Source organism: Thalassospira sp. B30-1 (genome assembly GCF_015767575.1).
Classification (GTDB): Bacteria; Pseudomonadota; Alphaproteobacteria; order Rhodospirillales; family Thalassospiraceae; genus Thalassospira; species Thalassospira xiamenensis.
Genome location: NZ_CP065232.1, coordinates 2,442,636 through 2,457,467 on the forward strand (window position 1 = coordinate 2,442,636; position 14,832 = coordinate 2,457,467).

Consider the following 14,832-nt stretch of genomic DNA (forward strand, 5'->3'; position numbering starts at 1 on the left):
AGTTTATTCTTGAAATCGCGCTCCCGTCAAGGCACCGCGACGCAAAATCATGCGCGTGCAACATATGCCACCCGGGCAAAGGATACGGATCATGACAAGCCAGCTAAACGGATCGGTGCTCAAGGCCTTCCGCATTCTTGAACTGTTTGCCGAGGGACGGTCTGAACTGACCGCCAGCGACACGGCGGCGGCCCTTGGCATCAACATGATCACCGCCCACCGGTTCCTGCATACGCTGGAACAGGCAGGCGCACTTCGCATGGTCGCGCGCGGGGTGTTCCGGCTGGGCTATGTCTTTGCCGATCTGGGGGATCGTGTACTGCGCGATGGCAGCCTGCCCAACCTGATCCAGCCGGTGCTGGACGATCTGGCGCGCCGCGTGGGGGATGCCTGCATGGCCACCGAATTTGACCGCGACATGGCGGTCTGCATCGCCAAGGCCCTGCCGGATCGGTCGCTTTATGTCGATATCCGCATCGGATCGCGCCTTGATGCCTTTTGCACCGCCCATGGCAAACTCTGGCTGGCCTTCATGGGAAGCGATGAACAGGATCGTTATTTTGATCAGGTCCGCCTGACCGGCATGACCGAACGCACCATCACCGATCTGGCGGCGCTCAAATCGGAGCTTCGCACCATCCGCGAACAGGGTTTTTCAACAAATAACGGCGAACGCGAAAGCGACATTTACGCCGTCGCCGTCCCGATCCTGACCCAGCATGGCCGCATGGTTTCCGCCATTTCGGTATTCGGCGCATCCCCGACCCTGATCGAACAGAAACGCGATCACGTTCTGGCGGCCCTGCACGACGCTGCCGAAAACGGCACACGCGCCCTTTACGGGCATTTCTGATCGTCACAATCGTTCAAGACGACATCCGGCAAACCATGCAACATTTCCGGCAGTGGCCCCAAAACCGGAAAGGCGTGCAACATGGTGATTGAAAATCTGCTGCTGCTTTGGCTGGCGGCCCTGCCGCTGATGGGCAGCCCCGGCCCCGCCACCATAAGCCTGGCCGCAAGTGGCTCGGCCTTTGGCATTCGGCCAAGCCTTGGCTATCTCGGCGGGATCATCATCGGCACCACGGCCGTTTTGCTGCTGGTCGCCACCGGCATTGCGACCGCCCTTCTCGCCCATCCAATTGCCGGTCAGGTCCTGACGGCGATTGCCGCGCTTTATATCCTTTATCTGGCATGGAAAATCGCCACCGCCCCGATCAGGCCCGCCCAAGGAACAGCCAGCAAATCGCCCGAAACCACTCCTGAACCCAAAGCCCCCGATTTCCGCGGCGGTGTGATGCTGGCAATCGCCAATCCCAAGGCCTTCGCCGCCATCGGCGCGGTCTATGCCGCCCATGCCATCGCGCCACATTCCCTATGGCTGGATAACACCCTTAAAATCGCCGCTCTGGCGCTGGTGATCGTGCTGGTCAATAGTCTGTGGCTGGTTTTCGGGGCGGGCTTTGCGCGCCTGCTATCCGATCCGCGTTTCGGGCGGATCATCAATATCCTGTTTGCCGCCCTGCTGATCGCATCCCTCGCCATGGCCCTGCTGTCGATGCCATAGGAACAATCGCACAGGCCGGTTCAGGCAACCTGAACCGGCTCCCCGTCACGGGCTGGTTTGGTGCTGCGGATCGTGCCCGGCGATTTGCCCGTCGTGCGTTTGAACGCGCGGCTGAATGCCGCCTGCGAGCCATAGCCAAGCCGCTCCGCCACCACGTCAATCGCCATGCGATCACGCGTGATCCACTGGCTGGCAAGGCGCATGCGAAGCTCGGTGACATAGCGAAGCGGCGTCACCCCGGCGACCTCAAGGAACCGTTCGGCAAAGACCGAGCGTGAACTGCCCATTTCCGATGCCATCATCTCGACGGTCCAGTTCCGGCCCGGATCGCGATGGATGGCGGCAATCACACGCCCCATGCGCGGGTCGCGCAATGCCTCGACCCAGCCTTGCGCATCGCCGCATCCGCATTCGACCCAGTCACGCACGATTGATGCCGATACCACATCGGCAAGCCGCGTCAGGATCCCGGCAAAACCGGCGCGCTCGGTCGAAACTTCGCGCGCCATGGCTTCCAGCACCGGTAAAAGTTCGGGGTTTCGATCAATAAGGGTGCCGACCTGCATCACCTCTGGCATCATGCTGACCAGCGGATGCATCCCGCCAAGGTCAAATTCCATGCAGCCGCTGAAAATCAGGGTATCGGTGCTGCGGCACTGCTCCGCCTTGCAGGCATGAATATCATCCACCCGGCGGCAGATCGTCGTGACACTGTAATCGGTGACATCAAGGCACGGGATGGATGGATCAGACAGCAGCGCATGAATGCCCCCGCGCGGCAAAAGCACCGCATCACCGGCCTCAAGCGTATGGACAACCCCGCTATCGGTGCGCAGGTAAACCCGCCCGCGCGCGATGAAATGGAACTGTGCGCGCGTCGGGTCCTCGCCAAATCGCACGCCGAATGGCGGGGAAATCTGGATGCGGTTGTAATGCAGCCCGTCAAGCCGCATGCCGAGCAAAAGCTCGCTGATCAGGTCACTGGAAAGCATCTGCATGTCATCAGTTCCGGCATCTTTCGGACGATTGATCAATAATCAAGGAGAAACTGGCATAGCCCGTCCGGCACGTCCACTCTATTCTGTTTGCAATGCACAAACACTCTATCCGAGAGGACATTCGATGACTGAGACAGTAAATAAGCCCACGGCTGCTGCTGCGCAAGGCGCGCCGGCCTGGTGGGCGGTTATTTCCATGACATTGGGGGTTTTCGGGCTGGTCACCGCCGAATTCCTGCCCGTAAGCCTGCTGACCCCGATGGCCGATGACCTGCAAATTACCGAGGGTCTGGCGGGTCAGGCGATGTCAACCACCGCCATTCTCGCCCTGATCACAAGCCTTCTGACCGCAACCGTAACCCGCAGCATTGACCGCCGCTATGTCCTGCTGGGCTTTTCGGTGCTTCTGACCATCTCGAACATCATGGTCGCCACCGCGCCAAGCTTTGCGGTGCTGCTGGCCGGTCGTGTTCTGCTGGGGATCGCACTTGGCGGTTTCTGGACCATGTCGGCCGCCACCGTCATGCGCCTTGTCCCGGAAAAAAGCATTCCGCGCGCGCTCTCCATCCTGTTTAGCGGTGTTTCGGCTGCCACCATCTTTGCCGCTCCGCTCGGAAGCTATCTTGGCGATGTGATCGGCTGGCGCGATGTGTTCCTGCTCGCCTCCCTGCTCGGCGTGCTCGCCCTTGTCGTGCAGTTCCTCACCCTGCCGAAAATGCCGCCGCGGGGCCGTGCAACACTACGGACATTGGTCGAGGTCATCAGCCGCCCGCGCATGAAATTCGGCCTGTTTTCGCTCGTCCTGATCATTACCGGCCATTTCGCGCTCTTCACCTATGTCCGGCCGTTCCTTGAAAACATCACCGGCGTTGCGACGGCGGGCGTTTCGGGCATTCTGCTGGGCTTTGGTCTGGCCAATTTCATCGGTACCTATGTCGGCGGCGCGCTGGTTGCCCGGTCGCTTCGCATGACGATTGCCCTGATGCCGATGATCATGGGCTTGGCCGGGATCGGCATGGTGTCCATCCAGGGCGCGATTGTCCCGACCACCGTGCTTGTCGCGATCTGGGGCATGGCCTTTGGCGGGGTGCCGGTTGCATGGTCAACCTGGATCACGCGCACCGTGCCGGACGAAGCCGAAAGCGGCGGCGGCCTTCTGGTCGCGGGTTTCCAGCTTGCCATTGCGACGGGCTCTGGCGTTGGCGGCCTTCTGTTTGACGCCAGCGGCGCGCTGGGCGTCTTCACCATCGCCGGCATGTTGCTGGTGGGGGCCTCGATCATCGTGACACTGGGTCTGCGGACCGCCCCTGTTCCCGCAACCGAACAGGCTTAAGCATCGCCCCACCCCCACCCTGATGCTTGACGCGCAGACCCAGCACCCCGGCAGTTCCCCTGACTGCCGGGGTTTTCTTTATGCAGCCCCCCATCACGCTGCCTTCAACCAATCAAATAAATGCACGCGGAAGTTAATATGCATCAGCTCCGTTCCACCTGAACTAGTTTAAGAATCACTGCGTTATCAACAATCCCCGATAACGTAAAGGAGTCTGACATGTTGTGGAATGGATCGAAGATCACTGGCTACGCCATCTCGGCAAGTGACGGCAAAATCGGCAAGATCAGCGACTTTTTCTTCGATGACACCAACTGGCTCGTCCGGTGGCTGGTTGTCGATACCGGCAATTGGCTCTCCAGTCGCAAGGTTCTGCTGCCGACATCGGCAATGGACCACCTCGATACCGACAAAGAGGAATGCTCCATAAAACTGACAAAGAAGCAGATCGAGGAAAGCCCGAAGGTAGACACGGACAAGCCCGTGTCGCGACAGATGGAAACCGACGTTTACGGTTACTACGGATACAGCCCGTATTGGAATAGCGGCTATGGCATGACCGGCGGTGCGGGCATGGCCGGTGGTTACGGTTACATGGGCGGAATGGGCGGCGCGATGCCGGTTTCATCCGCCTCAAAGCAGCGCGAGGAGGAAATGATCCTTGCCCGCAAAAACAGCGGTGACGTGCATCTGCGCAGCGTCGAAGAGGTCACCGGCTATCACATCAATGCCACCGACGGCGAGATCGGTCACGTCGAGGACGTCATCATCCAGGATGCCGATTGGGGCATTCATTACCTCGTCATCGATACCAAAAACTGGTGGGCCGGCAAGAAGGTGCTGATCTCCCCGCGCTCGGTAAAGGACATCAATTCGGAGGACGAACTGGTGAATATCAGCGTCAATCGCCAGAAGATAAAAGACAGCGAGGCCTACGACGCCTCTGAAATGATTGATCCGGCCTTTGAAGAAAAATTCCGGGCCTATTACGGCATCACCTCGGTCGCCGCCTGATCGCGCTAAGGCGTGATACTGGCCGATCACTGGCACGGCAACGGACCGGGCGGTGTTCCCGGTCTGGTTCTGACGATACTCATCGCGTTCCGGCCTGTCCGCGCCGTCCGGGGCCGCGCCGTCCGGGGCCGCGCCGTCCGGGGCCGCGCCGTCCGGGGCCGCGCCGTGTGACCCTAAGAACGTCTCTCATTCATAAGGACTGCCACCATGACAAATATCCGAACCATGCTTGTTGCGCTCGCCCTCACAGGGGCGACCGCCCTGCCAATCTCGATCACCACGGCCCCGCTCGCACATGCGGCTTCGGTCGAGGAACTCAACACTGAATCAAATCAGTCCCTGCAAAAGCTCTATGGCACCCACCCGGTCGCCCAACAGCTTTCCAAGGATGCCAAGGCGATCCTGGTGTTCCCGCGCATCATCAAGGCGGGTCTGGTCTTTGGCGGTGCCTATGGCGAGGGCGTCCTTCTTGAGGACGGCAAGATCGACAAGTATTACAACTCCGTTTCGGCCTCCTGGGGCCTTCAGGCCGGCGCGCAATCCTTTGGCTATGCCGTGTTTCTGATGACCGACAAGGCGATAGACTATCTCGACAAATCCAACGGCTGGGAAATCGGCGTTGGCCCGACCGTGGTGGTGATGGACGAAGGTGCGGCCAAGAACCTGTCCACATCAACCCTAAAGGATGATGCCTATGCCTTCATCTTCGATCAGGAAGGCCTGATGCTCAGCGTCAGCATCGAAGGCACCAAGATTTCCCGCATCAAGCAATAAACCCGCCCAAAAAACGCAAGAATGAGCAAGGAAATGCGTCATGCAAATTCAGGTCAATACCGACAATAACATAGCGGGCGGAGAAGAACTCTCCGCCCGCATTGCGACCCGGATCCACAACCATCTGGATCGCTACAGTCGACACATCACCCGTATTGAAGTCCACCTTTCCGATGCAGATGGCGACAAATCCGGCCGGTCCGACAAGCATTGCCTCATCGAGGCCCGCCTGGAAGGACGCCAACCCGAAGTGGTCAGCGAACAGGCCGCCACGCTTGAAGGCGCATATTCTGGTGCGGCCAGGAAAATGCAGCACGCTCTGGCGACAACGCTGGGCAAGCTTGACCATGCCAAGGGTGCCGAAACCATCCGCACCGGCGAAATGTAACATTGCGCGATGACTTTGGCCTTCCGGCCTTTCCATGGCAAAGTCTGGGGCTGGGGCTGGGGCTGGATCAGGCTTGCCACCATCACCCGCCCGTTTCAGATGCAGAAGGCAGGCCAGGTTCATCGGCATGCGCCCCATGCGCATCAAGCCCGGCCAAAAGCCCGGCTTCTGAAAAAGGCAGCTTGACCTTTCGGGGTGTTTTGCCCGAAAGCTGCCCGGCGGCGAGGTTGCCCCGGCGTTTGACTTCACTTTTCATAATGATGATGCCCTGTCTGAATAGACCGCAACGCACACGGAAATAGTATGCCGCTTGTCCGAAACCGGTAATCAGCTAAACAATTCGCTATGCGATCCAAGGCGGGCAAGCCTGAGGATGTCGGCCCCGTCTTTCCGGTGGATCAGCAGCAGATCGGGCTTCAGGTGGCATTCCCGGTAGCCGCGCCAGTTCCCTGAAAGATCGTGATCATGATATTGCGCATCCAGCGGTTTGTCCGCGACAAGGTCCTCAAGAACCGGCATCAGGATCGCATCAATATCTGATCGAAAACGGCCCTTTGCCTCACGTTTATAGTCGCGCTTGAATCTGGTCGAATACTCAATCGTCCTCATGCAGCCCTGCCATCAGGGCATGGACACTCTTGGATTTTTTGCCGCGACCGGCTTCCAGTTCTTCGATGGCCTCCCGCGTTTCCGCGTTGGGCACCTTGACATCAAACGGCAGGCGCTGCTCGTCGGCAATGCGCAGCATCAGCAACCGGATGGCATCGGAAACCGTCAACCCCATCGCATCAAGCGCGCTGGTTGCCCGCATTTTCGTGCCGCTGTCAATTCTTGCCCGGACATAGGTTTCGGTGGCGGACATCGGAAATCTCCTTATAAACGACGTAGTCTTATTGTAGTCCTCACCGGACGATTCCGCAAGCCGGAACCAGAAACATCCCCTCCCAATCCCCCATCATTCCGGCGCTAGGTGGGAACCCATCTATCAAAACGCGAGGCCCCAAACAAAACCCGGCCCAGTCTCCCGAGCCGGGTGGTTCAAACCCTCAAGTCATTCGCCGCATGAGACGGTCATAGCCAAATCAAACGTTATCTCCCTTGGCATAGACACACCACCACAACTAACTTCTCAAAATTATTACTACCAACAGATACCCAATATTATTTCGTTATGTGTTTTTTCATTTCAGATATCTTCGAATTCACTGCATAAATATGCCCTTCCACTGCTTCCTTACTTTTAAGCGCCCCCGAAAGTAACTCACTCTCAATCGCGACAATCTCACGTTCCAGAAAGTCTATTGCATTTTTTAGATGCTGCTGCTGCATTTCGGCTATTCGAATTGCGGACGTGGTCTCTGGAGTTCCCGGAAACCATAGCCCAACTCCCGCGTAAGCATGTCCATAATCGGATCGCAGCTCATCTCTTTCGATCTGGTAACGAGAACGTCTTCCCATCTGTTCTATTCCTTTTTGATGCATTCATTAAGCGTATCGCTAAGAGACCAATCATATGAGCCCATCAGCTATCTAGTCTTCAATACACGAGCTCACTCAGTCGGAATCAATAAAACACATGGATCACCTTCCGGTGTAAGGATCGTTGTTCGTTGTCGTCCTCGTGTGACACTTACACGAAAATTCTGACGACTACCTTCGCTAGCTTCGGCGCGGTCGTTGTTGCGCACAATACGATCTAAATTCGCTACAATCTTTTTGTTTGCGAAACGCGGCCATCCCTCGAAAATGATGACCTCGTCGAATTGTTTGCCCTTGGCTTTGTGCATGTTCATGACCACAACACCGCTCTCCGGCTTCGCACTTGCAGCAAAGTGCTCCTGAACAAACGCCTGCTGAACAATCGCTAATGCATTTGCGTATGCCCCATTATTATCACGCCAATCCTGCGTAAGATCCTGGCGAAGCTGCGTACCGCGTTCCAGCAGACGAATATTTCGAACTTCTATGCCGACTTCCCTAAGACGCGTGCATTTTCCATTTTCCAATACGGCTCTGACCACTCGCCAGTCTGTATCGGGGTCTCCGGTCAACACGGTCTTGCAGGCCGCATCATAGACTTCGAAGGTCGCACGCAAGATGCTTTTAGCTGGAGGTTCCTTCCCCATTTCAATCGCTGAACACCACTTCTTATAAGCTTTACGTAGACTCTCCGCTTCCTTCAGAGCACCTTTAGAAGGTTGGTTTCCACCCTTCCCTTGATAGTAATTGCATAAGAGGTCTAAAAAAAAGTTCAGTCGCACGTTCCTGTCGGGCTGCAATAAGTGTGCGACAATTTCGGAGCCGAGGATGGCTGCTTCCAGTTCGACAACAGCGGTATGTGCGATGGCCTGCATGCTGGCTGGCGGATCTCGAAGCCTCTCAGACACGAGGCGCGTCATCTTCTTCGTAGGAACCAGTATCGCCAATGACCAGTCTGACTTTCCGTTATCTACGAGACGCTTTCGAGCGGCATAAGTGCATGCCACCAGCTTAGATATCGCTTGATCCACGAACGGCGGGAAGCACTCGACGTAGACGCCTCTGTAGCCTTCTTGATCAAATTTACCGGTCAAAATGTCATTACCAAACTTGGCAATGTCGGTACCTGCACTGCGGTGATTGGTGCCGCTGAAATCAATGTCGGTAGTAATGAAGGACTGATGAAAGTGATTAAGGCGCTCTGGGTCCGCACCAATAAAGTCAAAGATGCGCTGCTCTGGATCAGCAAGCGCAATTAGACGTGCAAATGCTCCAAGCGCTTGGACAACATTCCATTGCTCGGCATTAGTGTCCTGAAACTCGTCGAGAATAACGACAGGGTACATCGTAGCGAGGAGCCGCCGCAGTCGCTCGCTTCCGTGGAGAAGATTACCAACTAACGGAGAGAAGAGATCAAAGCAAATTCGCCCTTCTTCCGTCGCAAGCCGCAGCCTTTCCGCAGCTTCGGCGGCCATCTTCTCCTCTTTCTCCTGTACCGAAAGTTTGCTGTCTGTGTCGAACCCACTCCGTATCGCCGAAAGGGCAATCGCTTCAGACGGTGGCGTGAGAATTTCCAGTCTGCGCGGCAACCCTATGAGGTAGCCATGCGCCTTGAGAATACGCCAGAAAAAGGAATGATAGGTTTCAACCTCGATGCGCCCTTTGGCGTCATGAGGAATACTCTGTTCTTCCTCAATCGCTTCAACGACGCGAGCGACACTGGCGCGAGCAAAGCTAAGAAATAGCACCTTCTGTTGAGGTCTAAGGTCATTCTCGGCAATCTGAGCAGCCTTCAGAATTGATATTGTTGTTTTACCGGAACCCGGTCCGCCAGTAACGAGTAAATGCCCTTCACTCTCCAAGACCTTGTGCTGCTTCTCAGTTAGCTTCATGAGCAGCAGCCTCTAGCTCGGCATCGTCAGGAGTAGAATCTACATCTCCATCGGCTGGAACAGGATCGCAGGCCTCCATCAATTTCTTGCAAGCTTCACGTAACCATTGAGGAATCTCCGCCTCGTCGCATTGCGCCAAGAAGTCTGCTAACCCCCAGTTGCCTTTAGCCCAAGAGAAATAATCAGCAAGTGCTTTGCGGGATTCTGCAATCGGGTCTGGATATTTTTGTTGAATGTGAGGAGGCCATTCCAACGTACCCGCAAATCTATTGAGGGCTTCATCCGTAGTGCCTTCGAGGACAAGGTCCTCAATCCGCTTCTTCTCATGCATGAGAAGAAGCTCGACCTCAGCATTGATCAATGCCTCGCTCTCAGCGCTCTGTTTATCACAGAGGGCGAAAGTCCGCTTTCCCAATGACCGAAAAAGCTTGGCCATATTCGCAATCTTGGAATCACTACCTGCATTTAACGTACATATCCCCAAGGCCTCAAGCGACTTGTAGTCTGCTGGATTCAGTTCAGCCAAGCGCCGACAAACAACTGGAAAGGCTGTGGTTTCCGTCTCTCCTTCAGCTATAAGCACACGGCGAGACAGGAGCCCCTCGCAGAACCTCGTGCGAAAATCTTGTCGATATGCCTTTAACTTTAAGTTCTCGGGTAGACTGATGGGTTGACGAGTCAGATTACCTGCTGCATCTCGACCGAGCACTACAGTCTCACTCAAATCGAATTCCTCAAGAACGTAAGGCGAGTGTGAAGTAAAAATGGCCTGCGAAGCGAGAGAGCGAACTTCGTGCACAATACGTTTTTGTGCATAGGGTGGAATAGCAGTCTCTGGCTCTTCCATCGCGAAAATCACATTCTGCTTGCCAGCGGCAATCTGTGACAGCATGGCTAGAACCAGCATGTTGATTGTACCAGTTCCCTGTCGATAGAATGGCGCGGCATGGTTGCCTTCACCTGTAGCAATGAACGCAGTAATGACCTTTCGTAGATGCTCGCGAGTAAGGTTCGAGACCTTGAGGTGCGGCTGGACCCCCCACTCTTTGGGGACATAATTCTTCAGGGCTGTGTTGATGCTCTCCAAAACACCGGAGATACCGACCCGAGGGTCTTCCGCGACAGTAAACTCCGCCAGCTTACCGATGGTGTCCTCCCACATCTGCGGGCGAACTTCCTTTAACCGGAGGATAATGTCCAAGAGGCTCCCGCGTTCTAGGCTTAAGGCCCGACTTCCCGTGCGAAGGGAACGAAGGTACAGAAAACCGCAAACCTGTTTGTCCTTCTTGCGGAACTCAACCGGGCTACCGCTTTCACTCAGACTACGCGTAAAGTACGTCTTGCCCTGAAAGTCGTCTTCTTCGGAATCATACCAGCCGTGGAACGTCACTCGCAGTGCTTCAGTAATGTGGCCGGGATCAATCCCCTCAGGGGCGGGATCGTCGTAGAATTTGTCTTCTTTCGTGTCCCAGAACTCGACATATTCGCCAAAACGCGCTTTCTGCTCTTCGGAGAGATCAACAATAGAAACTTCGACTTCGATGAGAGGTGCTTCGGCGCGTTCTGCTTCTTGACCTTCGACGGCTACAGCGGCTGCGGCTTGTTGCACACCAGATACTAACACCTCCTTGGCTTGGGCAGAGTCATCCGAGGCTTTCACAAGGTATTTCCCTTGATGAAAATCGTGTTCATCAATAGGAGGAAAACGATTAAGTCGATCTGGCCCTAAAGCTAAGTCTAAAGCCTCTAAAATGGTTGTCTTACCCGTATTGTTGTCACCGATCAGAACTGCGTGCTTCGGCAACAACACCTTGGCAGTATTGATACCTCGAAAATGACTGATATCTATACGACAGACTCTCATATGCCCCCCCCCCTAGTAGTAATTTATCCTAAACAACTACTGGAGTGCTGGTCCACATCCACTAAGGGTAGTTCACCTAGGCAAAAGTAGTGGGTTCACAGGTCCGAGCAGAAAAATTGATAGCTTATGATGGTAAATAGCTTTCTTTCCAAATGAGAAAATTACCGGGCACGCTTTGGAAATTAGGATTCTTGCTCACCCAACCAAACAAAACCCCGGCCCAATAACCTGAGCCGGGGCACGAAGTGCTCTGGAGGAAGACGGGGCCTTTATCGTGGCCCTGTCTCGTCCTGATATCCCTTGCCGATCAGATCGGCTTGATCGTCACCTTGCGTTTTCTACCTGCACTTTCAGGCGGTTGCGCATCAAGCTGCCAAGAGGCCTAGGCCTGACAATCTCATTCAGCTAGCCACCCTGTATTGCAACGCTATTGGAAAAGCTAAACTGCCATTTCATGGCCGTAGCAATCGACGCCGCTCGGTCTCCTGCTTTACAGCCTCTCTCTCAGAAGCCACACGATCATATATTTTTTCCCATTCAGGATAGTTCACCTTCGTCATCATTCCCTGAATGGTAGCTAGAACGGAAACCAAAATGTCATTTTTTTGCTTCAGATCATCCATAGAGCATTTTTCCAAATCAACTTCTCGAACATTTTCCAGTTCTAGCTTCGGTAAATTCTGGGGAATTTCATTTTGTTCGTAAGCTGCGGCAATTAATTCTACCAGCATATCGAGGGGAATTTCCGGTGAGCCACGCGAAATCTTACCGCTGCTATCTTTATATGCATATTTAATGGAGCGATGCTCGTATCTCCCCTTATCCCAAGAGGCCCACCCAATACGAAGTTCACCATCACGAAACGGAATCTTGTATGTAACAATCATCGAATCCTCACAGTATGACAATAGTGTAATGATACTATTGTCATACTGTGATCACACTGTAAAGACTTTCGATATTTGAGACGTACAATGTAGCAACATATTTTCTCTCATTTTGTATAACTCCCCCCAAACAAAACCCCGGCCCAATAACATGAGCCGGGGCACGAAGTGCTCTGGAGGGAGACGGGGCTTTTATCGCGGCCCCTTGGTAAAACCCTGATATCCCTTTGGCCGTTAGACCAATCAAATCAATCAGATCGACCTGATCGTCACCTTGCGTTCCGCCTGCGTTTTAAGCCGGTTGCGCAATGCGCGGCCAAACGGGGCGGCCTCGATCTCGAACTCGTCGCCATCCTGCGTTTTGATGCCATCGGCAAAACTAAGCGTCGCCGTGCCAAAGAAATGCGCATGCACATCACCGGGGCGGCAGAACAGATCATATTTGAAGTGATGATATTCAAGATTGGCAAGCGAGTGAGACATATTGTCCTCGCCACTCAGGAACGGCTTTTCCCAGATCACCTTGCCATCGCGATAAAGCCGCGACGTGCCCTCAACATGGCTTGGCAGATCGCCCAGAAGCAGTTCCGGCCCCATCGCGCACGCACGCAGTTTCGAATGCGCCAGATAAAGGTAATTCTGGCGTTCCATCACATGGTCGGAAAATTCATTGCCAATCGCAAAGCCGATGCGCACCGGGGTGCCTTCGGGGTCAATCACGTAAATCGCGGCAATTTCGGGTTCCTCGCTGCCATCAAGGGCAAAGGACGGGCTTGGGATATCCGCGCCCGGATTGGCAACGACCGATCCATCCCCCTTGTAAAACCATTCCGGCTGCACGCCCTGTTCGCCCGCGTTGGGCTTGCCGCCCTCGACCCCCATGCGAAACATCTTCATGGAATCTGTTTCGTCGGCGGCCTTGTTATCGGCCTTGTGCATGTTGGCGCGCGCCGACGCAGAGCCAAGGTGGGTCAACCCCGTACCGGTGACAAAGAAATGCGCCGGATCGGCATGGGTGATCGGCGGCAACAGACGGCCCGATTTGGCGACCTCGTCATAATCAACGTTGGTGTCACCCAGGCGGGCCTTTGCCGCCTCGATCATCGTGACCCCTTGCGAAATCGCGATGCTGGCAAGCTCGCGCGTGGAGGCAACCGCCTTAAGCGGGATCAGGGTTTTGGCATCCTCGACCACGGCCACATGCTGCGCGCCGCTCGTATCCTTGTATTGAACCAGTCTCATGAAATCTGTCCTGATAATCTGCTTGATAATCCGTAACGGTGTAAAATCCGGGGTGGCGTTTATCCCCCGCCCGGATCAGACCCAGCCGCCATCAACGATAAAGTTCTGTGCCGTGACCATGCGGCTTTCATCCGAGGTCAGGAAAAGCGCCATGCGTGCGATGTCGCTTGGCATCACCCTGTTTTTAAGGCACTGGCGCTCGTCAATTTCGCGCTCGGCGGCTTCATCGACCCAAAGGTCAAGCTGGCGCTGCGTCATGACCCAGCCGGGCACCAGCGTATTGACCCGGATGCCATCCTTGCCAAGGTCACGCGCCATGCCGCGTGTAAGCCCATGGGTTGCGGCCTTTGCCGTGGTATAGCCCGGCATGCCGCCCTGCCCCATCATCCAGCTCACCGACCCGAAATTGACAATCGCGCCACCCCCGGCCTTCTGCATCATCGGGGCGACCGCCTGAATGGCAAAAAACGACGGGCGGATATTGATCGCCTGGCGTTCATCCCAATATTCCGGCGTTACGTCCTGCCATTTATGGCGGGTGTCATTGGCGGCATTATTAAGCAGTGCCGTGATCGGGCCGTTGGCCTTGGCAGCCGTTGCCACCGCATCCTGAAGCGCCTTGATATCGGTAATGTCGCATGTGATGAAAAGCGGCTTGTTTTTCGCGGTCTTAGCCAGCTTTTCAACAAGCGCATGGCCTGCTTCCTCGGCAATGTCGACAAAGGCGACTTTCGCGCCCTGCTCGACAAAGGCGGTGACAAGCGCCTCGCCAATGCCCGTGGCACCGCCGGTAATGAAAACCGATTTATCGGCAAGGCTGGTATAGTTCGTTGGCATGCGATCGGACATGATCGTCGGCTCTCCCGTTATCTGGTCTTTATGTGCCGATCCCCTCCGGGTACCGGTCCGTCCGGCACGCCATGATCGGGATCAGGATTAAACTGGCAGGTTTGCACCCCGCCCAAAATACTGTACGGGATACTTGATGGGGCATCGCATGGGATGATCACCGCATGGATGCATGCGAAAAATCCACAATCGCACCTCTTTCGGGCCGGATTATGATACCCGTTTACAATACCCGTTCCCGCGCGATGGGCCGCTTCCTCCTGACAGTCTTGTTCTTTTATTCTTCATACAATAACATTAATTATCAGGATGTCGCTTGCTGTCAAGCCGCAAACCGGCAAAACAAGGCCTGATACAACACTCAACTGATTGCTTCTTGTTTGGTGATAAGTGGTCTATAAAAATGACACCTCTGATGTGGTGCAAACAGTCCCCGAAAAACCGCACCGAAATAATTATATGCGTTGCAGCACAAGGCATTATCGGGCGCGCAGAAGTTGCCCTTAAAATAAATTCATATTATATGAATAATGTCAGAGTGCGGT

General features: G+C 55.1%; 16 protein-coding genes. 6 read left to right on the top strand and 10 right to left on the bottom strand.

Annotation, left to right across the window (positions count from 1 at the left end):
- Window positions 1–91 precede the first annotated feature (91 nt).
- The gene (locus tag IT971_RS11850; RefSeq protein ID WP_063091838.1) at window positions 92–853 is read left to right on the top strand and encodes an IclR family transcriptional regulator; all 762 of its coding nucleotides are present in this window, start codon (window positions 92–94) and stop codon (window positions 851–853) included.
- 81 nt (window positions 854–934) lie between these two features.
- Window positions 935–1,567 (top strand): LysE family translocator, encoded by a 633-nt coding sequence (locus tag IT971_RS11855; RefSeq protein ID WP_063091837.1) that lies wholly within the window; start codon window positions 935–937, stop codon window positions 1,565–1,567.
- A 20-nt stretch (window positions 1,568–1,587) separates the two neighbouring features.
- Here the strand turns inward: IT971_RS11855 and IT971_RS11860 are convergent, their stop codons facing one another.
- Complete coding sequence (locus tag IT971_RS11860) at window positions 1,588–2,565, bottom strand: AraC family transcriptional regulator (protein ID WP_063091836.1); 978 nt, start codon at window positions 2,563–2,565, stop codon at window positions 1,588–1,590.
- Between the two features lie 124 nt (window positions 2,566–2,689).
- Here IT971_RS11860 and IT971_RS11865 point away from each other — a divergent pair, with 124 nt between their 5' ends.
- The 4 genes from IT971_RS11865 (at window position 2,690) to IT971_RS11880 (ending at window position 6,074) form a co-directional block, all read left to right on the top strand.
- Window positions 2,690–3,898 (top strand): MFS transporter, encoded by a 1,209-nt coding sequence (locus IT971_RS11865; protein ID WP_063091835.1) that lies wholly within the window; start codon window positions 2,690–2,692, stop codon window positions 3,896–3,898.
- A gap of 219 nt (window positions 3,899–4,117) precedes the next feature.
- Complete coding sequence (locus IT971_RS11870) at window positions 4,118–4,912, top strand: PRC-barrel domain-containing protein (RefSeq protein WP_065702010.1); 795 nt, start codon at window positions 4,118–4,120, stop codon at window positions 4,910–4,912.
- A 207-nt stretch (window positions 4,913–5,119) separates the two neighbouring features.
- Window positions 5,120–5,686, top strand: a complete 567-nt coding sequence (locus IT971_RS11875; protein WP_063091834.1) for a YSC84-related protein — start codon at window positions 5,120–5,122, stop codon at window positions 5,684–5,686.
- 40 nt (window positions 5,687–5,726) lie between these two features.
- Window positions 5,727–6,074 carry an HPF/RaiA family ribosome-associated protein gene (locus IT971_RS11880; RefSeq protein WP_063091833.1) on the top strand — a complete coding sequence of 116 codons (348 nt, stop codon included), beginning with the start codon at window positions 5,727–5,729 and terminating at the stop codon, window positions 6,072–6,074.
- 82 nt (window positions 6,075–6,156) lie between these two features.
- Here the strand turns inward: IT971_RS11880 and IT971_RS11885 are convergent, their stop codons facing one another.
- The 9 genes from IT971_RS11885 to IT971_RS11925 all read right to left on the bottom strand — a co-directional run bounded on the left by IT971_RS11885 (window position 6,157) and on the right by IT971_RS11925 (window position 14,287).
- The gene (locus IT971_RS11885; RefSeq protein ID WP_175494879.1) at window positions 6,157–6,330 is read right to left on the bottom strand and encodes a hypothetical protein; all 174 of its coding nucleotides are present in this window, start codon (window positions 6,328–6,330) and stop codon (window positions 6,157–6,159) included.
- Between the two features lie 71 nt (window positions 6,331–6,401).
- Complete coding sequence (locus IT971_RS11890; RefSeq protein WP_063091832.1) at window positions 6,402–6,683, bottom strand: type II toxin-antitoxin system YafQ family toxin; 282 nt, start codon at window positions 6,681–6,683, stop codon at window positions 6,402–6,404.
- Window positions 6,670–6,936, bottom strand: coding sequence for a type II toxin-antitoxin system RelB/DinJ family antitoxin (locus IT971_RS11895; RefSeq protein ID WP_063091831.1), 267 nt, complete (start codon window positions 6,934–6,936; stop codon window positions 6,670–6,672). The genes IT971_RS11890 and IT971_RS11895 overlap by 14 nt, the downstream gene beginning before the upstream one ends.
- A gap of 299 nt (window positions 6,937–7,235) precedes the next feature.
- Window positions 7,236–7,532: a hypothetical protein gene (locus IT971_RS11900; protein WP_063091830.1), complete on the bottom strand. Its 297-nt coding sequence runs from the start codon at window positions 7,530–7,532 to the stop codon at window positions 7,236–7,238.
- Window positions 7,533–7,624: 92 nt separating this feature from the next.
- A complete protein-coding gene (locus IT971_RS11905; RefSeq protein ID WP_063091829.1) occupies window positions 7,625–9,445 on the bottom strand; it encodes a UvrD-helicase domain-containing protein in 1,821 nt (606 codons plus the stop codon).
- On the bottom strand, window positions 9,432–11,309 hold the full coding sequence (locus IT971_RS11910; RefSeq protein ID WP_063091828.1) for an ATP-dependent endonuclease: 1,878 nt from the start codon (window positions 11,307–11,309) through the stop codon (window positions 9,432–9,434). The genes IT971_RS11905 and IT971_RS11910 overlap by 14 nt, the downstream gene beginning before the upstream one ends.
- Before the next feature lie 452 nt (window positions 11,310–11,761).
- A complete protein-coding gene (locus IT971_RS11915) occupies window positions 11,762–12,196 on the bottom strand; it encodes a hypothetical protein (protein WP_063091827.1) in 435 nt (144 codons plus the stop codon).
- A gap of 252 nt (window positions 12,197–12,448) precedes the next feature.
- Window positions 12,449–13,438 (bottom strand): AraD1 family protein, encoded by a 990-nt coding sequence (araD1, locus tag IT971_RS11920; RefSeq protein ID WP_063091826.1) that lies wholly within the window; start codon window positions 13,436–13,438, stop codon window positions 12,449–12,451.
- 75 nt (window positions 13,439–13,513) lie between these two features.
- Complete coding sequence (locus tag IT971_RS11925) at window positions 13,514–14,287, bottom strand: SDR family NAD(P)-dependent oxidoreductase (protein WP_063091825.1); 774 nt, start codon at window positions 14,285–14,287, stop codon at window positions 13,514–13,516.
- Window positions 14,288–14,832: the final 545 nt, after the last annotated feature.